This window comes from Bacteroides sp. An19 (assembly GCF_002160215.1).
GTDB classification, from domain to species: domain Bacteria; phylum Bacteroidota; class Bacteroidia; order Bacteroidales; family Bacteroidaceae; genus Phocaeicola; species Phocaeicola intestinalis.
Map to the genome: position 1 here is coordinate 33,919 of NZ_NFKD01000025.1, position 23,415 is coordinate 57,333.

The 23,415-nt window shown below is 44.8% G+C and carries 19 protein-coding genes and 1 tRNA gene; 12 read left to right on the forward strand and 8 right to left on the reverse strand.

The annotated features are described in order from the left end of the window. Positions 1–90: 90 nt before the first annotated feature. Entirely contained in the window at positions 91–534 is a 444-nt protein-coding gene (locus B5F25_RS10810) for a tellurite resistance TerB family protein (RefSeq protein WP_087249548.1), read from the forward strand. Positions 535–645: 111 nt separating this feature from the next. Here B5F25_RS10810 and pfkA read toward each other — a convergent pair whose 3' ends face one another. The 3 genes from pfkA to cmk all read right to left on the reverse strand — a co-directional run bounded on the left by pfkA (position 646) and on the right by cmk (position 3,292). Beyond that, complete coding sequence (gene pfkA, locus B5F25_RS10815; RefSeq protein ID WP_013619221.1) at positions 646–1,626, reverse strand: 6-phosphofructokinase; 981 nt, start codon at positions 1,624–1,626, stop codon at positions 646–648. Between the two features lie 84 nt (positions 1,627–1,710). Further along, positions 1,711–2,607 carry a 4-hydroxy-3-methylbut-2-enyl diphosphate reductase gene (locus tag B5F25_RS10820; protein ID WP_087208537.1) on the reverse strand — a complete coding sequence of 299 codons (897 nt, stop codon included), beginning with the start codon at positions 2,605–2,607 and terminating at the stop codon, positions 1,711–1,713. Then, a complete protein-coding gene (cmk, locus tag B5F25_RS10825; protein ID WP_022040086.1) occupies positions 2,600–3,292 on the reverse strand; it encodes a (d)CMP kinase in 693 nt (230 codons plus the stop codon). The genes B5F25_RS10820 and cmk overlap by 8 nt, the downstream gene beginning before the upstream one ends. 139 nt (positions 3,293–3,431) lie before the next feature. On the opposite strand from cmk, the gene B5F25_RS10830 reads away from it, so the two are divergent. From B5F25_RS10830 to B5F25_RS10845, 4 genes are all read left to right on the forward strand, one after another. Then, a complete protein-coding gene (locus B5F25_RS10830) occupies positions 3,432–4,415 on the forward strand; it encodes a polyprenyl synthetase family protein (RefSeq protein ID WP_022040085.1) in 984 nt (327 codons plus the stop codon). Between the two features lie 23 nt (positions 4,416–4,438). Continuing rightward, positions 4,439–5,218: a TatD family hydrolase gene (locus B5F25_RS10835; protein WP_087249550.1), complete on the forward strand. Its 780-nt coding sequence runs from the start codon at positions 4,439–4,441 to the stop codon at positions 5,216–5,218. Positions 5,219–5,321: 103 nt separating this feature from the next. Further along, positions 5,322–5,409: transfer RNA gene (locus tag B5F25_RS10840), tRNA-Ser, on the forward strand. Positions 5,410–5,460: 51 nt separating this feature from the next. Beyond that, positions 5,461–6,258 carry a MotA/TolQ/ExbB proton channel family protein gene (locus tag B5F25_RS10845; RefSeq protein ID WP_022040083.1) on the forward strand — a complete coding sequence of 266 codons (798 nt, stop codon included), beginning with the start codon at positions 5,461–5,463 and terminating at the stop codon, positions 6,256–6,258. A 101-nt stretch (positions 6,259–6,359) separates the two neighbouring features. Here B5F25_RS10845 and B5F25_RS10850 read toward each other — a convergent pair whose 3' ends face one another. Further along, positions 6,360–7,127, reverse strand: a complete 768-nt coding sequence (locus B5F25_RS10850; RefSeq protein ID WP_022040082.1) for an ABC transporter ATP-binding protein — start codon at positions 7,125–7,127, stop codon at positions 6,360–6,362. Between the two features lie 13 nt (positions 7,128–7,140). Further along, positions 7,141–7,881, reverse strand: coding sequence for an ABC transporter permease (locus B5F25_RS10855; protein ID WP_022040081.1), 741 nt, complete (start codon positions 7,879–7,881; stop codon positions 7,141–7,143). 153 nt (positions 7,882–8,034) lie between these two features. On the opposite strand from B5F25_RS10855, the gene lptB reads away from it, so the two are divergent. The 5 genes from lptB (at position 8,035) to recQ (ending at position 14,862) form a co-directional block, all read left to right on the forward strand. Continuing rightward, positions 8,035–8,853, forward strand: a complete 819-nt coding sequence (lptB, locus tag B5F25_RS10860; RefSeq protein ID WP_022040080.1) for an LPS export ABC transporter ATP-binding protein — start codon at positions 8,035–8,037, stop codon at positions 8,851–8,853. Between the two features lie 126 nt (positions 8,854–8,979). Beyond that, positions 8,980–10,326: a trigger factor gene (tig, locus tag B5F25_RS10865; protein ID WP_022040079.1), complete on the forward strand. Its 1,347-nt coding sequence runs from the start codon at positions 8,980–8,982 to the stop codon at positions 10,324–10,326. A gap of 176 nt (positions 10,327–10,502) precedes the next feature. Beyond that, on the forward strand, positions 10,503–11,174 hold the full coding sequence (gene clpP, locus B5F25_RS10870) for an ATP-dependent Clp endopeptidase proteolytic subunit ClpP (RefSeq protein ID WP_022040078.1): 672 nt from the start codon (positions 10,503–10,505) through the stop codon (positions 11,172–11,174). A 105-nt stretch (positions 11,175–11,279) separates the two neighbouring features. Further along, positions 11,280–12,524 carry an ATP-dependent Clp protease ATP-binding subunit ClpX gene (clpX, locus tag B5F25_RS10875; RefSeq protein WP_022040077.1) on the forward strand — a complete coding sequence of 415 codons (1,245 nt, stop codon included), beginning with the start codon at positions 11,280–11,282 and terminating at the stop codon, positions 12,522–12,524. 154 nt (positions 12,525–12,678) lie between these two features. Next, positions 12,679–14,862 carry a DNA helicase RecQ gene (gene recQ / locus B5F25_RS10880; RefSeq protein ID WP_087208545.1) on the forward strand — a complete coding sequence of 728 codons (2,184 nt, stop codon included), beginning with the start codon at positions 12,679–12,681 and terminating at the stop codon, positions 14,860–14,862. Here recQ and B5F25_RS21740 read toward each other — a convergent pair. Continuing rightward, complete coding sequence (locus tag B5F25_RS21740; protein ID WP_158098046.1) at positions 14,855–15,115, reverse strand: hypothetical protein; 261 nt, start codon at positions 15,113–15,115, stop codon at positions 14,855–14,857. The two genes, recQ and B5F25_RS21740, sit on opposite strands and share 8 nt — an antisense overlap. Positions 15,116–15,291: 176 nt before the next feature. On the opposite strand from B5F25_RS21740, the gene B5F25_RS10885 reads away from it, so the two are divergent. Beyond that, positions 15,292–19,491, forward strand: coding sequence for an acyl-CoA dehydratase activase (locus tag B5F25_RS10885; protein WP_087249552.1), 4,200 nt, complete (start codon positions 15,292–15,294; stop codon positions 19,489–19,491). Positions 19,492–19,640: 149 nt separating this feature from the next. On the opposite strand, the gene B5F25_RS10890 is transcribed toward B5F25_RS10885, so the two are convergent. Both B5F25_RS10890 and B5F25_RS10895 read right to left on the reverse strand, forming a co-directional pair. Then, positions 19,641–20,300 (reverse strand): hypothetical protein, encoded by a 660-nt coding sequence (locus tag B5F25_RS10890; RefSeq protein ID WP_022040074.1) that lies wholly within the window; start codon positions 20,298–20,300, stop codon positions 19,641–19,643. A gap of 646 nt (positions 20,301–20,946) precedes the next feature. Continuing rightward, positions 20,947–22,380, reverse strand: coding sequence for a glycosyl hydrolase family 28 protein (locus B5F25_RS10895; protein WP_087249558.1), 1,434 nt, complete (start codon positions 22,378–22,380; stop codon positions 20,947–20,949). 283 nt (positions 22,381–22,663) lie between these two features. Between B5F25_RS10895 and B5F25_RS10900 the strand changes: the two genes are divergently transcribed. After that, positions 22,664–23,179, forward strand: coding sequence for a sigma-70 family RNA polymerase sigma factor (locus B5F25_RS10900; RefSeq protein ID WP_087249554.1), 516 nt, complete (start codon positions 22,664–22,666; stop codon positions 23,177–23,179). Positions 23,180–23,415: the final 236 nt, after the last annotated feature.

Consider the following 23,415-nt stretch of genomic DNA (forward strand, 5'->3'; position numbering starts at 1 on the left):
AACAACCTTCTTTAATTTTTTACTACCTTTGAGAATAAAGCTGCATAGCTTGCTAAATAAACTTATTATTAACTTTTAAATTCTTGTATTATGGGACTGTTTGACAAAATTTTCCAAGCAACTCCGGAAGAAACAAAGCTGACACAGCAAGAGGCTTTTGCGGGAATAGCTGTAGCTTTGGCTGGTGCGGACGGAAATATTGCTACTTCTGAATGGGATGGTATCGTTAATTATATCCGTCGGTTAAGGATATACGATAACTTCTCAGGTCCGGCTTTTGATAAATTATTTGATAAACTCTTTACTATTTTGAAGAAAGACGGTGCGGCTGCATTGGTGAAAGCTTCTGCAGAAGGCTTGTCTGATGATTTGAAACTGACAGCATTTGCTTGTGCGGTAGATATTGCTTTGGCAGATGGTGTTTTGGAGGAGGAAGAGAAGGCGATTATTAATCAGTTGGCAGAGGTTTTGCAGATACCTGTGCAGACAGCGGTCTCTATTATCGAAGTCATGATTATCAAGAATAAAGTATGATATAATTTAAGAGGCATAGACGAATAATAGTCTCAAAACATGAAATGGCATGATTTCTTAAATCCTTGTCACCCTTGTTTTGAGACTATTTTGTTCTCTGTAAATGAAAGTTTAGATGGACAATTCATGCAATACATTGACTAATTCACGGTCAATGGGCTTGTCGTTTTTAATGGCTTTGCTGAACGGCACATATACGATTTGGTCGTTTTCGATACCGATCATTACATTGCGCTGGCCTTCCATGAGCGCTTGGATACTCGCCACTCCCATACGGCTGGCGATGATACGGTCATGTGCCGTGGGGCTTCCTCCGCGTTGCAAGTGCCCTAAGATAGTGACACGTACGTCGTATTGCGGATATTCGTTCTTTACGCGTTCGGCATAATGCATGGCTCCGCCCGTGATTTCACTCTCTGCAACGAGCACAATGGAACTGCTCTTTGACTTGCGGAATCCGTTTTTGATGAATTCCTCCAGTTGGTCGACTTCTGTATTGAATTCGGGGATGATTGCAGCTTCAGCTCCTGCGGCAATAGCGCCATTCAAGGCAAGGAATCCGGCATCACGTCCCATTACTTCTACGAAGAAGAGACGTTCGTGTGAGGTGGCTGTATCACGAATCTTATCCACTGCATCCAAAATGGTGTTCAGTGCGGTGTCATAACCGATGGTTGTATCTGTGCCATACAGGTCATTGTCGATGGTTCCGGGCAGGCCGATACACGGAATGTCGTATTCTTGGGCCAGCAAGCGTGCTCCAGTCAGCGAACCGTCCCCTCCGATGACAATCAAGGCATCGATTTCTTCACGTTGCATCGTTTCGTATGCAATCTTACGTCCTTCCGGGGTCTTGAATTCCTGGCAACGTGCTGTTTTCAGGATTGTTCCTCCCTGTTGGATGATGTTGCTTACGTTTTGCGTTTTGAATTCTTGAATTTCTCCTGTAATCAATCCCTTGTATCCTCTGTAAATGCCTTTTACTCTCAAGCCGTTATAGATAGCAGAGCGTGTTACGGCACGGATGGCTGCGTTCATACCTGGGGCGTCTCCTCCCGAAGTCAGAATACCAATACATTTAATAGTTCCCATAAAATTGTTATTCGTTATATAGTGATACTGCAAAGGTATCAAAAAACTAGTTTACAAGCAAATAAATATTTCCATTTTTTGACATTATCCGGGCTGTCGGTTGAGTGACAAAATGGTTTCTTTACAGGCTTCCATCAGCCATTTAGGGGTAGAGGTCGCTCCACAAATGCCGATTGAACGTGCCTGTTGTAACAAGTTGCGGTCTATTTCTTCAGGTTGGTCTATCTGGTAAGAGTTGGGGTTTACTTTGCGGCATTCTTGGTAAAGTATTTTTCCATTCGAGCTTTTATGTCCACAAACGAAAAATACCAAGTCGTGGGCTGCAGCAAAACGGCGTATTTCTGGCATGCGGTTTGCTACTTGCCGGCAGATGGTATCGTAAAACTGGAACGTGACATGAGGGGCAATATGTGCTTGGATATAAGCAACGATTTCTCTGAATTCGTCCAGGGATTTTGTAGTTTGTGAATAGAGCCGGATGTCTTTGTTGAAATCCAGTTGTTTGGCTTCTTCCAGATTCTCAATTACGATAGCTTCACCATTGGTTTGTCCTACCAGTCCTAAAACTTCCGCGTGTCCGTTTTTCCCGAAAATGACTATTTGTTTTTTTCGTCCTTCAGGGGCAGGGGTGTCATATTCTTGCTTGATACGCTTCTGAAGCCGTAATACGACGGGACAGGTGGCATCGATGATTTCGATGTGTTTTCGCCGAGCCAGTTCGTATGTAGAGGGAGGTTCGCCGTGTGCCCGTAGTAATACTTTTACTTCTTCCAGTGTGCCGAATTTCTCATGGTCTATGGTAAGGAGCCCGAGCCTTTTCAGGCGTTCGCATTCTTGTCCGTTGTGGACGATGTCTCCCAGGCAATACAGAGGAGCACCTTTAGACAATTCTTCTTCGGCTTTCTGGATAGCAGTAGTCACACCGAAACAGAAGCCTGAACTTTCGTCTATTTCTATTTGGGGGGATGTCTTGTTATTCATAGACTACACGTTTGAATTGATCCAACAACCAGTCTTTCTGTTCGCTGAGTGTCAGATTGCTGTTGTCCAGTAAGATAGCATCTTCAGCTTTTCGTAAGGGGCTTACGGTACGGGTCTGGTCAATACGGTCGCGTTCTTCTACATTGTGCAGGATATCTTCGAATGAAGCTTTCTGTCCTTTGGCGCACAACTCATCGTAGCGGCGTTTGGCACGGATTTGGGGTGAAGCTGTGACAAAAATCTTCAGTTCGGCATCGGGGAATACGGCGGTGCCGATATCGCGTCCGTCCATTACAATGCCTTTGTCTTTGCCCATGTCTTGCTGTTGGCGCACCAAAGCATGGCGCACGAAATCAAGTGCTGACACAGGGCTGACTTTTGAGGACACTTCAAGTGTACGTATCTGTTCTTCTACATCTTTTCCGTTTAAGAAGGTGTGCAGGCGCTGGGTGGCTGTGTCTATGCGAAACGTAATGTGTATCTCGTCCATGTGTTGTCTGAGGGCTTCGGTCCGGATGTTTCCGTCCGGGTCGAATAAGTCATGTTCGATGCAATATAGGGTTACGGCACGATACATGGCACCGCTGTCGATATAGATATAGCCGATTTCTTTTGCCAAGTCTTTTGCCATAGTGCTTTTTCCGCACGACGAAAAACCGTCGATGGCGATGACTATTTTTTTCATACGTTGTTTCGTTTTTATGGTTTGCGCTTCAAAGATACACATTTTTGTTAGATTTCTTTTCTTTCTTGACAACCCTTTAAAGATTTCTGTTATATTTGCAGTACGGAGTATTCCGGAGCATTATTTATACCAAAGAATTATGAAACAATTGACCACGAAAGAAATGCAAGGGCTTTTCCATGTGTATATGGAAAAACTGGCTTATATGCGCGACCCGAAAGGTTTGTACGAACCGATAGAATATGTACTTGCCATTGGCGGAAAACGTATCCGTCCATTGTTGTTGCTATTGGCATACAACTTATATAAGGAAGATGTGGAGGCTGTATTTTCGCAGGCTGCTGCACTGGAGACATATCATAATTTTACTCTTTTGCATGATGATTTGATGGATAAGGCAGACAAGCGGAGAGGGAAGCCGACGGTACATAAGCGTTGGAATGAAAATACGGCAATTCTCTCGGGCGATGCCATGATTATTTTGGCTTATCAGTTCTTGATGAAAGATTGTCCTACGCAGTATGTCAAACCGGTAATGGAAGTATTTTCGCAAACGGCGCTGGAAGTTTGCGAGGGGCAGCAATGGGATATGGAATTCGAGCACCGTAATGATGTGTCGGTAGATGAATACATTGAGATGATACGCTTGAAGACTTCGGTGTTGTTGGCGGGTTCGTTGAAGATAGGGGCGATTTTAGGAGGTGCATCCGAGGAAGATGCCCGGAAGTTGTATGACTTCGGCATCCAGATCGGCTTGGCTTTCCAATTGCAGGATGACTATTTGGATGTGTATGGCGATCCGAAAGTCTTTGGTAAGAATATCGGGGGAGACATTCTTTGCAACAAGAAAACCTTTATGCTGATTACGGCTTTCGAGCAAGCTGATGCCGGAACCCGTACCGAACTGATGCACTGGATTACTGCCGGAGATTATATGCCTGAACAAAAGATAGCTGCTGTGACGGCTATATATAATAAAGAGAAAATCGGAGAACTGTGCCAGAAGAAGATAGAAGATTATTACGGGCAAGGGATGCGTTTATTGGAACAGGTGCAGGTTCCGCAGGAGAACAAGCGGCATCTGTTGGATTTTGTAGTCGGTCTGATGCACCGTAACCTGTAACTGGATAAATGAAAGGAGGGGTTATGGCTCATTTGATAGATACACACACACACTTGTTTGTCGAAGAGTTTGACGGAGACCGCGAACTGGCATTGATTCGTGCCCGTGAAGCAGGAGTGACACGTTTGTTTATGCCCAACATTGATGATGCATCGGTAGAGCAGATGCTGGCTTTGTGCGACGAACATGAAGGATGTTATCCGATGATTGGATTGCATCCCACATCGGTAGATGCTGATTGGAAAATCCGTCTGGAGCGTGTAGAACGGTGGTTGCATTCAGACAGGAGGTTTTATGGTATCGGAGAGGTGGGGCTTGACTTGTATTGGGACAAGACTTACCTGAAAGAGCAGGTAGAGGTGTTGCACAGACAGATAGAATGGGCATTGACGTATGGTTTGCCGTTGGTCATCCATTGCCGTGCCGCCTGTTCCGAATTGTTGGAAGTGCTTTCGCGGTATGACAAAAAGAGTCTGACAGGTATTTTCCATAGTTTTACAGGTACAGAGGAAGAGGCGCTCCGCTTGTTGGATTATCCCGGTTTTATGTTGGGGATAAATGGCGTTGTGACATTCAAGAAGAGTACCTTACCGGCTGTATTGGCATCGTCGGTGCCATTAGAGCGTTTGGTGCTGGAGACCGACTCGCCTTATTTGGCTCCGGTGCCTTATCGGGGAAAGCGGAACGAAAGTGCATTTATTGTGAAAGTAGCAGAGAGGTTGTCTGAGATTTATGGAGTCCCGATGGCTGGAATAGCCTCTGTGACATCAGCAAACGCACTGAAAGTTTTTAAAATATATTAAATTCATCTTTGCTGGAAGACTTTTGTACGCCAAATCTTAGGCAAAACCAAAAATAAAGAATACTTTTGCACACGAATTTCTAAGATACGGTCATAAGAGTCAAGGAGAGATGCTCGAGTGGTTGAAGAGGCACGCCTGGAAAGCGTGTATACGTCAAAAGCGTATCACGGGTTCGAATCCCGTTCTCTCCGCAGCAAGGTAAGATTTATCAGGTCTTATATGAATCTTTAAACAAATCCAAGATGAAGAAGTTTTTTGCATTTTTCGCGGTGGCAGGTATTCTGTCATTGGGAATGGTTCATTCTGCAAGGGCTCAAGATGCAGATATTAGCAAGGGATTCGAACAAGCGGAAGAGTATGAGGTGATGGACAAGGACACAGTTGAGACCGCTGGGCAAAGAGGTGTGCCCGGAGTTCTGACCTCAGGATGGAAAGAAGGAGATTCTGGCTTGATGTCATTGGTCGGCATTGCTTTCGTATTAGGCTTGGCTTGTTGCGTAGAGCGTATCCTGTCGTTGGGCTTGGCGGATATCGATATCCGGAAATTGATGGAAAAAGTAGCGTCTGCATTGGAAAAAGGTGATGTGGAAGGAGCTACGAATCTTTGTCATAACACGCGTGGACCAGTAGCGGCTGTTTGTTATCACGGCTTGTCGAGAATCGATGAGGACTCGGATGTGGTAGAACGGATGGTCGTTTCTTATCGGGAAGTACAATCGGGTAATCTGAAGAAAAGGTGCTTGTGGATAAGGATGTTTATTGTCACGACGTTGGCGTTAGGCGTATTGGGCACAGTAATTGGTATGGCTATGGCTTTTGATTCTCTTTGCTATACCGGTGGATTTTCGGTATCGGATATGGCGGGGAATATACGTACGGCTCTGTTTCCTATGATATTTGCTTTGGTTGCGGCCATTGTGCTTTATGTGTTTTACATTTACATCCAGAATCGGATTGCAACAATGGAGAACCGGATGAAGGAAGCCTCTTTGACATTCCTTGACTTGGTGATGAAATACAACTGGAAGTATAAAAGATGATATGGGCGGATATAGGTCCGTATGCTTATGAACCTATGTTCATCAGCGGGCGAAGATAAGTTCGTGGGCTGATGAACATAGGTTCATTTCTTTTGCAAAGGTTATTTTACTTTCGAGGCCTCTTCGGTCTTCACTTTCCGAAGCAGGTCGGAAGCAAAGATGAAATTGTTCAGCCGTTCGTTTGTGGCACTGAATACCTGGTCTTTGTTGCCTTCCCATTCCTTGTGCCCTTGGTAAATGTAAAGGATGCTATCGCCGATACCTAATACCGAGTTCATGTCATGGGTGTTGATGATGGTGGTCATATTGTATTCTGTGGTAATGTCGTGTACCAGCTCGTCAATTACCAGCGATGTCTTCGGGTCCAGTCCGGAGTTGGGTTCGTCACAAAACAGGTATTGGGGCTGAAGAGCAATGGCACGGGCGATTGCCACACGTTTCTGCATACCTCCACTTATTTCGCCGGGATATTTCTTTTGGGCATCAAGCAGGTTGACCCGGTCCAGACAAAACTGGGCACGTTTGACCCGCTCGTTGTAATTCTTGTTGGAAAACATGTCGAGGGGAAACATCACGTTTTCCAGTACGGTGAGCGAATCGAACAAAGCTGCACTTTGGAAAATCATCCCCATTTCTCTGCGTAATGATTTTTTTTCTTTCTTGTCCATTGTGAGAAAGTTACGCCCGTCGTATAATACTTCACCTTTATTGGGAGCGAGCAGTCCTACCAGGCATTTCATCAGCACGGTTTTTCCTGAGCCACTCTGTCCGATAATCAGGTTGGTTTTCCCGTTTTCGAAAGTGAAGCTGATGTCTTCCAGCACATTCTTGTCTTCGAAAGATTTGTATATTGATTTTATTTCTATCATGATTGGTTTCGCTTTAGCTGAGTAATTGGGTTAGAATCAGGTCGGAAAACAGAATCAGTACGCTGCTCGATACTACAGCGTCGGTACTTGCTTTACCCACTGCTATGGAACCGCCTTCGACTGTATATCCAAAGAAAGCCGAAACGCTGGCGATGATGAAAGCAAAGAACAACGACTTGATGAAACTGCACCACACATACCATTCCACGAAACTGTACTGGATACCATATTCCAGGTCGGTGGCATTCATGATGCCGGCAAACCAGGCAGTACAGAAGGCTCCGATAATGCCCGCAAAGATGCTGAATACCACCAGAAGGGGAATCATGGTCATCAGTCCGATTATTTTAGGGAGAATCAGGTACGATGCCGAATTTACGCCCATGATGTCGAGTGCATCTATCTGTTGGGTGACGCGCATGGTTCCCAGTTCGGATGCAATGTTCGAGCCCACCTTTCCGGCAAGAATCAAACACATGATGGAGGAGGAAAATTCCAGCAACAAGATTTCACGGGTCGTATAGCCGACCACGAAACGTGGCATCCAAGGGCTTTCTATATTGAGCTTGATTTGGATGCAGATGACTGCGCCGATGAAAAAGGAAATCAGCAGGACGATTCCGATGGAATTGATGCCCAGCTGTGCCATTTCGTTGACGTATTGTTTGAAATACATCCTGAACCGTTCAGGACGGGCGAATACCCTGCCCATAAGCATGATGTATTTTCCGAAGTTTGAAATTGGCTTTACCATATCTTATTCAAGTCTGATTTTAGTGCAAAAGTACGGTTTTTTAGCTATATTATAATAAAAGGGAAGAGGAAATTAGGGCGAATGACCACATAACCCAAGTTTTTTACTACTTTTGCCGAAGATTTTTATCACGCAAACGAATTTTAGAGCAATATGGCAGAACAGGAAAACCAGCAACAGGCTACAGGCAATTTCGAGCTTCCGGCTGACGGACGTATGGTGCTTCGTACTGAGAATTTGGTGAAGAAGTATGGCAAGCGTACCGTGGTGAGCCACGTTTCCATTAATGTGAAGCAAGGGGAAATCGTGGGGCTTCTGGGGCCGAACGGGGCAGGGAAGACCACTTCTTTTTATATGACGACGGGACTGATTGTGCCCAATGAGGGACATATTTACTTGAACGACCAGGATATAACCAGCTATCCGGTGTACAAGCGTGCGCAGAACGGTATCGGTTATCTGGCGCAGGAAGCTTCCGTATTCAGGAAGATGAGCGTGGAAGACAATATCGCTTCAGTATTGGAGCTGACCAAGACTTCGAAAGAGTATCAGAAGGAAAAGCTGGAAAGTCTTATAGCCGAATTTCGTCTGCAGAAGGTCCGGAAGAACTTGGGGGACCAGTTGTCAGGGGGAGAGCGTCGGCGTACGGAAATAGCCCGATGCTTAGCCATCGACCCTAAGTTTATCATGTTGGACGAGCCTTTTGCCGGAGTCGACCCTATTGCTGTAGAAGACATCCAGCATATTGTATGGAGATTGAAAGATAAGAACATCGGCATTCTGATTACCGACCATAATGTGCAGGAAACATTGAGCATTACTGACCGGGCTTACCTGTTGTTCGAAGGTAAAATCTTGTTTCAAGGCACACCCGAGGAACTGGCGGCCAACAAGATTGTGCGTGAGAAATATTTGAGTAACAGTTTTGTGCTCCGCCGGAAAGATTTTCAGATGAGAGATATACGCGAATAGCATTATCTGCCAGGTGTTTTGTGAAATTTTACGTTGACTTTTTGGTTATTGTAAGATTAAACACTATTTTTGCAACCTCAAAAATTGAATAGGAAATATAGTAGTAATTAAAACAATAAGTCGGAAATGAATATTTCATTGCAAAATGTAGACAAGGTGAGCGCGGTGCTTACCGTTCAGATTGAAAAAGCTGACTATCAGGAAAAAGTAGAAAAAACATTGAAAAAGCTTCGTCAGAACGTGAATATGCCGGGATTTCGCAAAGGCATGGTTCCGATGACATTGCTCAAGAAGCAGTATGGTACGTCAGTATTGGTAGAGGAAGTTGACAAATTGATGCAGGAAAAGGTGAACGAATATATTCGTGAAAATAAAGTGGATATGTTGGGCGCTCCGCTTCCCAAAGAAAGCAATGTAGATTTTGCCAATGACGAAAACTTTGAATTCTCTTTCGATATTGCCTTGGCTCCCGAATTTACAGTAGATTTGTCGGCTGCTGATACCATTGATTATTACGACATCAATGTCACAGACGAGATGGTAGACCAACAGGTGAAGTTGTATACTCAGCGTACGGCCAAATATGAAAAGGTGGAAGACTATCAGGACAATGATTTGTTGAAAGGTTTGCTTGCCGAATTGGATGAAAACGGAAATACCAAAGAAGGCGGCATTCAGGTAGAAGGTGCAGTAATGATGCCTACTTATATGAAGAATGATGACCAGAAGGCTGTATTCAACGGTGCGAAAGTGAATACTGTGTTGGTGTTCAACCCGTCTGTTGCTTTCGACAACAATGAAGCCGAATTGTCGTCACTTTTGAAAATCAAGAAAGAAGAAGTGGGTGCACATACCGGCAATTTCAGCTTCCAGATAGAAGAGATTACACGTATGATTCCGGGAGACTTGAATCAGGAACTGTTCGATCAGGTTTTGGGTGAAGGCAAGGCGCATAGTGAAGAGGAATTCCGTGCACAAATCAAGGAAACCATTGCCAAGCAATACGAAGCAGACAGTGATTATAAATTCTTGATTGATGTGCGCTCGTATGTATCCGGAAAAATCGGAAAATTGCAGTTCGCTGATGAGTTGATGAAGCGCATCATGCTGGAAAACAACAAGGATAAAGGCGAAGAGTTCGTTTCAGAACACTATGAGAAGAGCCTGGAAGAACTGACTTGGCACCTGATTAAGGAAAAACTGGTGGCTGCCAACGGAATTAAAATAGAACAGGCAGATATTAACGAAATGGCCAAGGAAGCTACTCGTGCTCAATTTGCCCAGTATGGCATGATCAATGTTCCGGATGAACTGCTGGATAACTATTCGAAGGAAATGTTGAAGAAACGCGAAAGTGTGGAAGCTTTGGTAAACCGTGCTGTGGAAAGCAAGCTGGCAGAAGCATTGAAAGCACAGGTTACATTAAACCACAAGGCCGTTTCGGCAGAAGAATTCAATAAGATGTTTGAGTGATTTCCTTCCTGTGGTGAAGGCGAATTGCTAAAACTTGCTAAAAGAGGAGCTTTTAATCTGGCATTCCGTTAAGTGAGTGGAAGTTTTTGTACTTTTGCCCAAGCGGAAAGAAGAGGCCAGTTTAAAAGCTTCTCTTTTTATTCAGATTAAAACACAATTAAAAACTTAATAGACGAATGGATGATTTTAGAAAATATGCTGTCAAGCATTTAGGCATGAACAGCATGGTGCTTGATGACGTAATCAAGTCGCAGGCAGGTTATTTGAATCCTTATATTTTGGAAGAACGTCAGCTGAATGTGACGCAGCTTGATGTGTTCTCGCGTTTGATGATGGACCGCATCATTTTCCTCGGAACCCAGATTGATGATTATACAGCCAATACCTTGCAGGCACAGCTGCTGTATCTGGATTCAGTAGATTCGGGTAAAGACATTTCTATTTATATCAATTCTCCGGGCGGGTCGGTATATGCCGGTCTGGGTATTTATGACACAATGCAGTTTATCGGTAGTGATGTGGCTACCATTTGTACCGGTATGGCTGCTTCGATGGCTGCGGTGTTGCTGGTGGCTGGCAAGGAAGGCAAGCGGTCTGCGTTGACGCATTCACGGGTGATGATTCATCAGCCGATGGGAGGAGCACAGGGGCAGGCATCCGACATTGAGATTACGGCACGTGAAATACAGAAATTGAAGAAAGAATTGTACACGATTATCGCCGAACATTCGCATACCGATTTCGATAAGGTATGGGCAGACTCGGACCGTGATTACTGGATGACAGCACAAGAGGCCAAGGAATATGGTATGATTGACGAAGTGTTGTCGCGTAAACCGGTATTGTAGTATTAACGAGTAAACAAAGTATCAGATAACAAGTTGGCAAAGACCTGAATGGTAATTAAGAAGTCTTGCCAGCTTGTTGACTTTTTCAACTAAAAAACAAGAAAATTGGAAGATAAAACGAATCAAAGAGGCAAACGGCGTTGCAGCTTTTGTGGACGGTCGGAAAATGAAGTGGGCTTTTTGATAACGGGGGTCAACGGATGTATTTGCGACAGTTGTGCCGAACAGGCGCATGAAATCGTACAGGAAGCTGTTCGCCAGAAAGGAAACGGTTTGAATCTGAATTTGCAGGATTTACCGAAACCGAAAGAAATCAAGGAGTTTCTTGACCAATACGTTATCGGGCAAGATAGTGCCAAGCGTTACCTTTCGGTGGCTGTTTACAATCATTACAAGCGTTTGTTGCAGCCCGAGAGCAAAGATGATGTGGAAATCGAGAAGTCGAATATCATAATGGTAGGAAGCACAGGAACTGGAAAGACATTGCTGGCGCGTACCATAGCCAAGTTGCTGCACGTACCTTTTACCATTGTCGATGCTACGGTCTTGACCGAAGCCGGTTATGTGGGCGAAGATATCGAAAGCATCCTCACCCGCCTGTTGCAGGTAGCAGACTACAATGTTGCCGAGGCAGAACGAGGTATTGTGTTTATTGATGAAATAGACAAGATAGCCCGTAAGGGGGATAATCCTTCTATTACCCGTGACGTCAGTGGTGAAGGGGTTCAGCAAGGTTTGCTGAAGCTCTTGGAAGGGTCTATCGTCAATGTGCCTCCTCAGGGCGGACGTAAGCATCCGGAGCAGAAGCTTATTCCGGTGAATACAAAGAACATCTTGTTTATTTGTGGAGGGGCGTTCGATGGGATAGAACGTAAGATTGCCCAGCGCCTGAATACGCACGTGGTAGGATATGGTGCAGCAAAGAATACGGTGAATATCGACCGCAAGAACTTGATGCAGTATATTGCACCTCAAGACTTGAAGTCATTCGGCCTGATTCCTGAAATTATCGGACGTTTGCCGATACTGACTTATCTGAACCCGTTGGACCGTACGGCATTGCGCAACATTCTGACCGAACCCAAGAATTCCATTATCAGGCAATATATCAAATTGTTCGAAATGGATGGCGTGAAATTGGAGTTCGAGCCGGAGGTGTTCGAATATATTGTCGATAAGGCTATCGAGTATAAGTTGGGAGCCCGCGGCTTGCGCTCCATCGTGGAAACCATTATGATGGACACGATGTTCGAGGTTCCTTCGCACAAGGTGGATACCTTTGTCGTGACGCTCGATTATGCGAAAGAACAGATGGGAAAAGCGAACATCTCGCGTCTTCAAATGGCTTAAAAACATGGAAAGTGATGAAAAAAGTAGTTTTTTCTTGAATTTATTCCTAAGAAATTTGCATAATATCAAAACTTGTTTATAACTTTGTTAAGAGGAAAAAGGAATTATTCTCTTGAAAAACTTGAATACTAACATCACTTAAAATGAAGAGACAATGGCGGAAAACATCAATTTAGCAGCACAATTGAAAAAGTATTTCGGTTTCGATACATTTAAGGGAAACCAGGAAGCTATTATTCGTAACCTGCTGGCAGGCAAAGATACATTTGTGTTAATGCCTACCGGTGGAGGGAAATCTTTGTGTTATCAGTTGCCTTCCTTATTGATGGAAGGTACGGCTATCGTGATATCTCCGCTCATTGCTCTGATGAAAAATCAGGTAGATGCGATGCGCAACTACAGCGAAGAAGATGGAGTAGCGCATTTCATTAATTCTTCACTCACGAAATCAGCGATTGATCAGGTGAAGTCGGACATCTTGGCTGGAAAAACCAAGTTGTTGTATGTGGCTCCCGAATCATTGACGAAAGAAGAAAATGTTGATTTCCTGAAGCATGTAAAAATCTCTTTTTATGCAATTGATGAGGCGCACTGCATTTCTGAATGGGGACATGATTTCCGTCCGGAATACCGCCGTATTCGGCCGATTATCAATGAAATCGGAAAAGCTCCGGTGATAGCATTGACGGCAACGGCTACACCTAAAGTAAAAATGGATATCCAGAAAAATTTAGGGATGGTGGATGCAACTGAGTTCAAGTCTTCTTTCAATCGTCCGAACTTGTATTATGAGGTACGTCCTAAGACCAATAATATAGACAAGGATATTATCCGTTTCATTAAGCAGAATCCGGAAAAATCAGGTATCATTTATTGTTTGAGCCGGAAGAAAGTGGAGGAGCTTGCCGAAATCCTTCAGGCAAATGGCATTAAGGCGCGTCCTTATCATGCCGGTATGGATTCGGCTACACGGAATGCCAATCAGGATGCTTTTTTGAAAGAAGACGTTGATGTGATTGTTGCCACCATTGCTTTCGGTATGGGAATAGACAAGCCGGATGTCCGGTTTGTAATTCATTATGATATGCCGAAAAGCCTGGAAGGGTATTATCAGGAAACTGGGCGTGCTGGACGTGACGGAGGGGAAGGCCAATGTATAACGTTCTATTCGAACAAAGACTTGCAGAAGTTGGAAAAATTTATGCAGGGAAAGCCTGTTTCCGAACAGGAAATTGGAAAGCAATTACTGTTGGAAACTGCAGCTTATGCCGAATCATCAGTGTGCCGTAGAAAGGTGTTGTTGCATTACTTCGGTGAAGAATATACAGAAGATAATTGTGGTAATTGTGATAACTGTTTAAATCCGAAGAAACAAGTGGAGGCTCAGGATTCATTGTGTGCAGTGATTGAAACAATCATTGCAGTTAAAGAAAACTTTAAACAAGATTATATTGTTGATATCCTTTTGGGAAAAGAGACAAGCGAGGTATTGGCGCACAAACACGAAGAACTGGAAGTGTTTGGTTCGGGTATGGGCGAAGAAGAAAGGTTGTGGAATGCCGTGATTCGCCAGGCGCTGATTGCCGGATATTTAAGTAAAGATGTAGAAAACTATGGCTTGCTGAAAGTGACGGCTGAGGGACGCAAGTTCTTGAAGAAGCCTAAATCGTTCAAGATTGTAGAAGATACAGATTTCGATGAAGAAGAAATCGAAGACGTGCCGATGCGCGGCGGTGCTTCGTGTGCCGTTGATCCGGTGCTGTTCTCTATGCTGAAAGATTTGCGCAAGAAGATGTCAAAGAAACTGGATGTACCGCCTTATGTCATATTTCAGGATCCGTCGTTGGAAGCAATGGCTACCATCTATCCGATAACATTGGAGGAACTGCAGAATATTCCGGGAGTGGGTGCCGGTAAGGCTAAACGTTACGGACAGGAGTTCTGCGATTTGATCAAGAAGCATTGCGAGGAGAATGAAATCGACCGTCCGGAAGATTTGCGTGTGCGTACAGTTGCCAATAAGTCGAAACTGAAAGTCTCTATTATTCAAAGTATTGACCGTAAAGTAGCGCTTGATGACATAGCTGTAGCAAAAGGAATCGAATTTAATGAATTGCTTGATGAAATCGAGGCTATAGTCTATTCTGGCACAAAACTGAATATCGATTACTTTTTGGAAGAAGTCATGGATGAAGACCACATGCTTGATATTTATGATTATTTCAAAGAGTCTACTACAGACAAGATAGACGATGCCATGAGTGAGCTGGGAGGTGATTATACGGAAGAAGAAATCCGGTTGGTGCGCATCAAGTTCATTTCAGAAATGGCTAATTGATAGTTGTAGGTCCGTTATCGGACAATGTGCGGAAATATGAGGAAGGAATCATGACGGAACATTTGTCATGGTTCCTTTTTATATGAGAAGCTGTTTTGAATTTCTCCAAAAAGTTTTTCTTGTCTTGATGTATCCGTTTTCGTGTGTGCTTTGGGCGATTTTTTGGTCTTTTTCGCCCCTGTTCTTCGTCAGATAGCCCGCTATCTTCCTCATCACAGAAGCGAAAATGCCTCAAAAACTCATCCCAAATCATCGCACGATAAATTCAAAACAGCTTCTGAATATTAGACCACGAGGAAAGGAAATGCCGTATGCCAAAGTAAGTGTAAGGAGGCTGAATGTGAAATATTGAACATTTTTCATTCGTGGAGGATAAGCGTTGTCAACGGATAATGTGCGATATTTGCATTGTAAAAAGGAAGATGGTTTATGATTAGAATAGGAATTGATATAGGTTCTACTACGGTCAAAGTTGTGGCTTTGGATGAAACGGATCGGATATTGTTTTCGAAATATGAAAGACATCATGCCCGTGCAAAAGAAATTTTAATCATCCTTTTGCAGGAATTGCAGGCAAAGGTCGGGGATAGGGAAATCAGGCTAAAGATAACAGGTTCGGTAGGCATGGGATTTGCAGAACGCTATGCTTTTGATTTCATTCAGGAAGTTGTAGCGGCCACCAAAGCCATTCACCACGATTATTCCCAGACTGCTTCGATGGTTGATATAGGAGGTGAAGACGCGAAAGTGGTGTTTTTTAAGGAAGGGAAAGCTGCAGATTTACGTATGAACGGCAATTGTGCCGGAGGTACAGGAGCTTTTATCGACCAGATGGCTGTATTGTTGGGAGTAAGCATCGATGAGTTGAACGAACTGGCTTTGCAGGCTGTACGTATTTATCCCATAGCCTCACGTTGTGGAGTGTTTTGTAAGACCGATATTCAGAATCTGATAGCTAAGAATGTGAATCGTGCCGATATAGCTGCATCTATTTTTCATGCGGTGGCGGTACAGACGGTCGTTACATTGGCACATGGATGTACCATTGCTGCTCCGGTTTTGTTTTGTGGAGGACCGCTTACCTTTATTCCGGCTCTTCGGAAAGCTTTCACAGAATACCTTTCACTTTCTGAAAGCGATGTAATATTGCCCGAAAATGGAACACTATTGCCGGCATTGGGGGCTGCATTGGCGTGCGGGGAGCAGGAAACACTTTACATGCTATCTTCGTTGATAGCCCGCTTGGACAAAAAACTGCCGGATGAGGCATCTGCTCATTCGCATCTGGTGCCTGTTTTTGCCGATAACGAGGCATATATTCGATGGAAAGCGCGTATTTCCAGCCATGCTGTGAGGCGTTCCGAATTGCCTGTAGGAAATTTGGATGTTTTTATGGGTATTGATTCCGGATCTACTACTACGAAGATTGTTGTGACCGATTCGGATTTCCGGGTTTTATATTCCTACTATTCTCCTAATAAAGGCAATCCGATACAAGCTGTAGAAAACGGATTGAAAGAATTGCAGCGTATGTGCGCCGAACGGCATACCGTGTTACATATCAAAGGCGGATGTTCTACAGGCTATGGAGAAGATCTTATCAAAGCTGCCTTTAACCTGGAGCATGGCATTGTGGAGACCATTGCCCATTATTTGGCAGCACATTACCTGAATCCGGATGTATCGTTTATTCTTGATATAGGCGGACAGGATATGAAAGCCATCTTTGTGAATAATGGTGTTATTGACCGTATTGAAATCAATGAAGCCTGTTCGTCGGGGTGTGGCTCGTTTATCGAGACATTTGCTTGTACACTGGGATATTCTTTGGAGGACTTTTCTGATGCTGCTTGTCTGTCTGGTTCTCCTTGTGATTTGGGAACCCGATGTACGGTATTTATGAATTCTAAAGTGAAACAGGCACTCCGTGAAGGAGCAACGGTGGGTGATATAGCTGCTGGTCTTGCCTATTCGGTCGTGAAGAATTGTCTTTATAAAGTGCTGAAATTGAAAGATACTTCAGCATTGGGGGGGCACATTGTGGTACAGGGGGGCACGATGCGGAATGATGCTATAGTGCGTGCCCTGGAATTGCTGACAGATGCCGAGGTGACCCGCTGCGACATGCCCGAATTGATGGGAGCTTTGGGGTGTGCCTGGTACGCTTCACGGCATCCGGCAGTATCATCTGTTACGTTGGAAGATATGCTTGCGAAGGCTTCCTATACATCTCGTCTGTTGCATTGCAAAGGATGCGACAATCAGTGTCTGGTCATTCGGTATCAGTTTGACAATGGGGCACAGTATTATTCTGGAAACCGGTGTGAAAAAGTTTTTATCAATCAGGGAACCGATGCGGTCGGGAAGGGGATGGATGCTTACGAGTATAAGAGTGCTTTGCTTTTCAATCGTACATCCGATGTGGTTTGTCCCAGGCTGAAAATAGGAATTCCCCGCTGCCTGAACATGTACGAAGAATATCCGTTTTGGCATGCTTTGTTTGCAGTTTTTGGGATGCAGGTCTGTTTGTCCGATGTTTCCAATTATTCCCGGTACGAAGCAAGTGCCTGTATGGTGATGTCCGATAATATTTGTTTTCCTGCCAAACTGGTACACAGCCATATCCAGAACCTGATAGACAAGCAGGTCGACCGGATTTTCATGCCGTTTGTGGTATACGAAGGACAAGAAGATGGGCAAAATAGTTACAATTGCCCGATTGTGACCGGCTATTCGGCAGTAATACATAGTGTACAGGATACTTCTGTGCCGGTAGATTCTCCCGTTATCGGTTTCAAGGACCGGAAGCTGTTGTTTATACAGTGCCAGAATTACCTCCGTAGTCTTCAAGTAGACGACCGTACTATCAGACAGGCTTTCGAGGCTGCTGTACAGGCACAAGATGCCTATATCCGTCAGTTGGTTGCCTACAATGAGGAGGTTTACCGTCAGGCAAAGGAGAAACATGCTTTGACCATTCTGCTTGCCGGCCGTCCTTATCATACGGACGAATTGATACAACATAAAGTTTCCGGAATGCTTGCCGGCATGGGTATCTATGTCATTACCGATGATATAGTGAGACACAGTAACATAAAGGTTTGCGATGTACATTTTTTGGCGCAATGGTCTTTCCCCAACCGGATATTGGCTGCTGCCGAATGGGCTTCTGCACATACAGATGTACAATTCGTGCAGTTCACTTCATTTGGATGTGGTCCTGACGCTTTCCTTACCGATGAAGTGCGAAACCTGTTGGCACGTCATCATAAGGTATTGACATTGCTCAAACTGGATGATATCAATAATGTCGGTTCGATGAAGCTGCGCATCCGTTCGTTGATAGAAAGTCTGAAGCTGGCTGGAAATGAGACCGGAAAGAAACTTCCGGAAGAACCTTTTCAAACGACTCCTGTGTTTACAGACGAGTGCCGGAAACGTAAGATACTGATTCCTTTCTTTACGCCTTTCCTTTCTCCCTTGATTCCGGCAGTAATGAAGGTGGCTGGATACGATGTCGAAAATTTGCCGTTGAGCGATACCGAGTCATGCGAATGGGGATTGAAATATGCCAATAATGAGGTGTGTTATCCGGCTACACTGATAGTAGGTGATGTAATCAAGGCATTCAAAAGTGGAAAATACGACCCACATCACACGGCGATTGCCATGACACAGACAGGAGGGCAGTGCCGGGCAAGCAATTATGTCGGGCTTATCAGGAAAGCATTGGTAGAGGCTGGATATACAGACGTACCGGTGGTGTCGTTCACTTTTGGCAATGCCATAGAGAACCGTCAGCCCGGATTCAAAATCAACTGGTTCAAGTTATTGCCTGTGGCAATGTATGCTATTCTTTATACCGACTGCATTGCCAAGTTTTATTATGCTTCGGTGGTGCGTGAGCGGAAGCCGGGCGAAGCTGCACGTCTGCGCACATTGTATTTGAATGCCGGGACACAGTTCATTTTAGACGGTAAGGCAGAGGATTTGCTGTGTTATCTTTCGTTGGCTGCCAATGATTTCAATCAGATTTGCAGCGATGAAGAACGCCCGAAAGTGGGTGTGGTGGGAGAGATTTTCCTGAAGTTTAATCCTTTTGCACAAAGGCATATTGTCGATTGGCTGATCGAACGCCGTATTGAAGTTGTCCCTCCACTGTTGCTTGATTTCTTTATGCAGAGTTTTGTCAACAGCAGGTCAGACGAAGAAGAACATCTGACGCGCAAGTCTTTGTTCCGGTTCATACATGGACTGGCGTATGCACATATCCGCAAGCAGATAGAAAAGGTTAACCGTACGGCTGCCAAGTTCCGTTATTATACACCTTTCGAAGATATATTTGCCGAGGCGGAAGAGGCACGCCGGGTGATAACGCTCAGTGCGCAGTTTGGTGAAGGCTGGTTGCTTCCAGCCGAAGTGATGTCGTGCGCCCGTAGAGGAGTGGACAATGTCATCAGTCTGCAACCTTTCGGCTGTATTGCCAATCACATCGTATCGAAAGGTATCGAAAAACGGATGAAGCGTTTCTTCCCCGATTTGAATCTGTTATCGCTCGATTTCGATAGTGGTGTAAGCGATGTAAACATCATCAACCGTTTGCTGCTGTTCATCGATAATTTGAAATAGTTGACAAGGATTTAGGTAACGAGTTGACAAGTTGACGAGTTGACAAGGTTTTTAGGTGACAAGCTAACGAATTGGTGGAATGTCGGATATTGTTGGCAAAACTATTCAGAGCCTTGTTACCTTGTTAACTCGTCACCGCGTCAACTGATTCATCGGCTGGTGGGGAGCGAAAATTCCTGCCAGTCGTATTCATTACCTTCGTAGTCGGCTATAGCAATGTGAATAAGCACTTTGCCGTCTTTCAAGCGTTTCCCTCCTTTCAGGTGGGCGGTATATTTGATGCCGTCGTGTGGGGCAATCTGTTCTATCATGACCGATGGTGATATGTATATGCGCTTGTTGTCGGTCTGTACAATCGGTACGGCATTGTATACCGTTTCTTGGCTGGTATTGATAATTTCGAAGATGACTTTGCTTCCCTCTTCCGCCTGGATGATGTGGTCACGGTTTTCATCAATGAAACGGATGTTACGTATTTGCAGATAGCTTACGCTTGACGGTGCGTCTTGCGGGTGTGGGGCATAGTCATGGTTCTCTTCTACCACGTAACCCTGCTGCGCTTTGCGTTCTTGTGCCGAGCTGATGGCTCCTCCGATAGCGGCTCCTGCCAAGGTGCCTACCAGTGTGCCGATAGCCGAACCCCGATAACCTCCGTCCCAGTGCCGGTTGCTTCCTACCAGTCCTCCTATGGCTCCTCCTACGTTTCCTCCTATCGAAGCTCCAGCCAGGGTGGAAGTAGTCTGATATGCGCTTCCGCATCCGCATAGGACAAGGGTTGCCAAGCTTAAAGCAATCATCTTCTGTTTCATATTTTCGGATTTTAGATTCTTCCTCGACAAATATACGAAATTTTCCTGTAATGCAGTGCTTTTATGTCACTTGAAAAGTAATATATACTGCATCTGCCGATGAAGTTATCTTCTCCGGCAGTTTCAGTGCACTGAAACTGCGGATGCAGTATATATTACTTTCCGTAGCATTTATGGTCAATCGAAAAAGGAAAGCATGTGTTTTGACGAACATAAGTGAGTTGCCCGTTTAACATAAGTAAGTCGGGCGATTTACATAAGTGAGTCAGGCGTATCACTTATGTTCGTTTACGGGGGCTCTTGGTTGCGTGTCTTTTCCTGATTTCGATAGATACTTTTCAAAATAGATAGTTAGACGAGATAAGACTAAGGACTTATAACGCATCATAATAAGCCAAATCACTTATTTCCCCGTTTTATAAGTCAATTAGCTTATAATGTTTTGGCCGGTAGAGATATTATTTATTGAATTCCGCAATGAGCCAATGTAAGGGCGGGGTTCGCCCGTCCGTATTCGCCTGCGTGGATGTATTCGGGCAGGCAAACCCTGCCCCTACAAGTTAATTGGCAAGATGCGGACATTCATAAAAATTTAAAAGATTCTGTGTACCTGTGTCTTCTGTGGTGAATCCCGATCCGCATCACCTTATTTGCTGAATGTCACATTTTCTACATGTTCGCCGATGAAAATCCGTGCCATATCGCCTGTTTTGTACCATGCAGGTTTGCCGGGCATGTCGTCGGAGATAACCGTACCGTTGATGCGGAGGTTCTCGAAGCGGATGTTTCTTACCAAGCGGTCGCGGTCGTAGCCGATGATGTGCGACAGTTCGGCATGTGTGCCGTTGTAAGTGATATCCTTGAACAGGACGTTCTCGATGCCTCTTCCGGGAGCGGTACAATACTTCTTATTATAGAAGATGCGGAGGTTGACCAGTTGTCCCCGGCGGAAATCCTCGATGCGGATATTCTCGAAACGTACGTTACGCACCAGGTTGTTGTCGCCTGCATTGATTGCCAGGCAGCCTTGGTAATCTATTTGTTTTTCATGATGGTCAAGGATGTCTATGTTCACATAGTTCAGGTCTTCCATGATTTCGAATTTGCCCGAATCGCCATGCAGGCCGATGAAAATGGGATGTGATACGTCTGCCCAAAGCGTGGAGTTTTGCATGGTGATGTGGCGGCATCCGCCTTTATATCCTAAACGGGTGGCATAGACGGTGGTGCAGTCGTCTGAGTTCCGGCAGAACACTCCGTCGAACAGGACATGGCTGCTGGCAAAGACATTCATGCCGTCTCCCCAACCGTATGAGCTGATAGCCTTGACGTTGCGGATGGTGACATGTTCCGACTCACCGGTGGGGCATTGGGTGGTAATCAGTCCCTCTATCTCTACGTTGCGCGAGCAGCTTACCCTGATTCCTTCTCCTCTTTTGTCGGGATGCACAATGCCTCGGCCTGCTATTTTCACATCGTGTGCATCCTTGACGTGAATGCATCCTTTTACTACCGCACCTCCGGCTACATAAACAGTGGTTCCTGATGGGACGTTGAGCGTATCGCCCGGCAATTGGTGCACGCCGGGTGCAAAGTAGATAAAGTCTTTCGTCGTCCGGGGATTTGCCGGACGGTTTGTGTCGATGGGGTTGGCAAAGAGGTGCAGATTATGGAAGATATCGCCGTTTACCTCTACCGAGAGATTGCGCGGCCTGTCCAGTCGGAACGTGATGCTGCGCCCGTCTACATCAGGCAGGATGTTGTAAGAGAGGGGGCGGATACGTGCCTGTTCAATCGGTGCGTTTGCCGTGACTTTCACTTCTACCGTACCGGAAAAGTCGAAATAAGCCAAAGAGGCGAGTTCTACGTTGTCGGGAGCTTTTACCTTGACGGCATACGTATCTACGTTTTTCCATTCGCCTTCCGGTGTTCTTACCTGGACAGTGAAGTCTTGTTTCATTGTAACTTCTTCGGATGCGGGAGCCGGATAGGTGACCAGTTCTTGTCCCCGGCATATTGTTGGATTTCCTGATACCAACAACAAGGCAAGTGCTGCCAGAAAAATGTGTTTTCGTTTCATCATGAATGTTATTTATAAATGTTAGACTTTGGGTATATATACGGACAAGTAGGGGATAACACTTAGTGAAAATCGGTTTTTTTTGGAAAAAACTTCGATTTAGAGTGTCACACAATTATTTGAGACTTTCTACTGTTATTTCATATTATATTGATTATGAGTTTGTTATTTGCTTATTGGTCTGTATCCATTGCATGAGATAGCTTTGATTGGTAAAAAGTTTTGTATTTCTTATCTCCTCTTTACATTTGCAGCGTAATCATAAAACCAAAACACTAATGGCATGGAAAACCGTATTAAACTATCTGACCGGTTGATAACCGAATATTATGAAGAATACCGCCAATCCGTCTTCTTCTATATTTGCCGGCGCATCGAGAACAGGAGCGATGCGGAAGACCTGATTCAGGATGCTTTTCTACGATTGCTTGAATATCGGATGATGATCCGCCGTGACACGCTGAAGTATTTTCTTTTTACTATTGTGCGTAATCTTTTGAACGACTACCTGCGTCGTTATTATAAAAGGCAGGAAATCGATAGGTATTTATATGATACGCTCCCGGTCACGACCGTGGAGCCTGAAAGCCGGATGGTAGCGGACGAACTTCGGAGGCTGGAAAGCCGACGGGTGTCCGCGCTTCCGGAACAGCGCCGCAAGGTATATATAATGAGCCGTTTTCAGGATAAGCCGGCAGACGATATAGCGGAGGAGTTGAACCTGTCGAAGCGTACGGTGGAGAATCATCTCTTCATCAGTCGCAAGGAGGTGCGCGAGTTCATCCGCCAATGTATATGAGTTTGTAAGTTTTTGAGTTTTTTAGTTGGTAAGTTTTTTAGTTGGGGCATGACAGGGACTTGTAAACGGGGAAATTCAAGAACGGATGGATTTGAAAGTATAAAACAAGAGACAATAAAATAGAGTTTATGTAAATTAGTTATGATAGTTCCAAGGGTTGATTTTAATTCTGAGATTATGCAGTGCCATACATGTGGAAAAGATGTTTTCTACAAAGTTGTTTGCCCTGAGCCTGC

Bases quoted from the DNA above. Each gene is read 5' to 3' on its own strand.
- B5F25_RS10855 (WP_022040081.1), bottom strand. From the start codon at position 7,881: ATGGTAAAGCCAATTTCAAACTTCGGAAAATACATCATGCTTATGGGC.
- tig (WP_022040079.1), top strand. From the start codon at position 8,980: ATGAATATTTCATTGCAAAATGTAGACAAGGTGAGCGCGGTGCTTACC.
- B5F25_RS10850 (WP_022040082.1), bottom strand. From the start codon at position 7,127: ATGATAGAAATAAAATCAATATACAAATCTTTCGAAGACAAGAATGTG.
- lptB (WP_022040080.1), top strand. From the start codon at position 8,035: ATGGCAGAACAGGAAAACCAGCAACAGGCTACAGGCAATTTCGAGCTT.
- cmk (WP_022040086.1), bottom strand. From the start codon at position 3,292: ATGAAAAAAATAGTCATCGCCATCGACGGTTTTTCGTCGTGCGGAAAA.
- B5F25_RS10885 (WP_087249552.1), top strand. From the start codon at position 15,292: ATGATTAGAATAGGAATTGATATAGGTTCTACTACGGTCAAAGTTGTG.
- B5F25_RS10810 (WP_087249548.1), top strand. From the start codon at position 91: ATGGGACTGTTTGACAAAATTTTCCAAGCAACTCCGGAAGAAACAAAG.
- B5F25_RS10890 (WP_022040074.1), bottom strand. From the start codon at position 20,300: ATGAAACAGAAGATGATTGCTTTAAGCTTGGCAACCCTTGTCCTATGC.
- recQ (WP_087208545.1), top strand. From the start codon at position 12,679: ATGGCGGAAAACATCAATTTAGCAGCACAATTGAAAAAGTATTTCGGT.
- B5F25_RS10830 (WP_022040085.1), top strand. From the start codon at position 3,432: ATGAAACAATTGACCACGAAAGAAATGCAAGGGCTTTTCCATGTGTAT.
- B5F25_RS10900 (WP_087249554.1), top strand. From the start codon at position 22,664: ATGGAAAACCGTATTAAACTATCTGACCGGTTGATAACCGAATATTAT.
- pfkA (WP_013619221.1), bottom strand. From the start codon at position 1,626: ATGGGAACTATTAAATGTATTGGTATTCTGACTTCGGGAGGAGACGCC.
- B5F25_RS10820 (WP_087208537.1), bottom strand. From the start codon at position 2,607: ATGAATAACAAGACATCCCCCCAAATAGAAATAGACGAAAGTTCAGGC.
- B5F25_RS10845 (WP_022040083.1), top strand. From the start codon at position 5,461: ATGAAGAAGTTTTTTGCATTTTTCGCGGTGGCAGGTATTCTGTCATTG.
- B5F25_RS10895 (WP_087249558.1), bottom strand. From the start codon at position 22,380: ATGAAACGAAAACACATTTTTCTGGCAGCACTTGCCTTGTTGTTGGTA.
- clpP (WP_022040078.1), top strand. From the start codon at position 10,503: ATGGATGATTTTAGAAAATATGCTGTCAAGCATTTAGGCATGAACAGC.
- B5F25_RS10835 (WP_087249550.1), top strand. From the start codon at position 4,439: ATGGCTCATTTGATAGATACACACACACACTTGTTTGTCGAAGAGTTT.
- B5F25_RS21740 (WP_158098046.1), bottom strand. From the start codon at position 15,115: ATGATTTGGGATGAGTTTTTGAGGCATTTTCGCTTCTGTGATGAGGAA.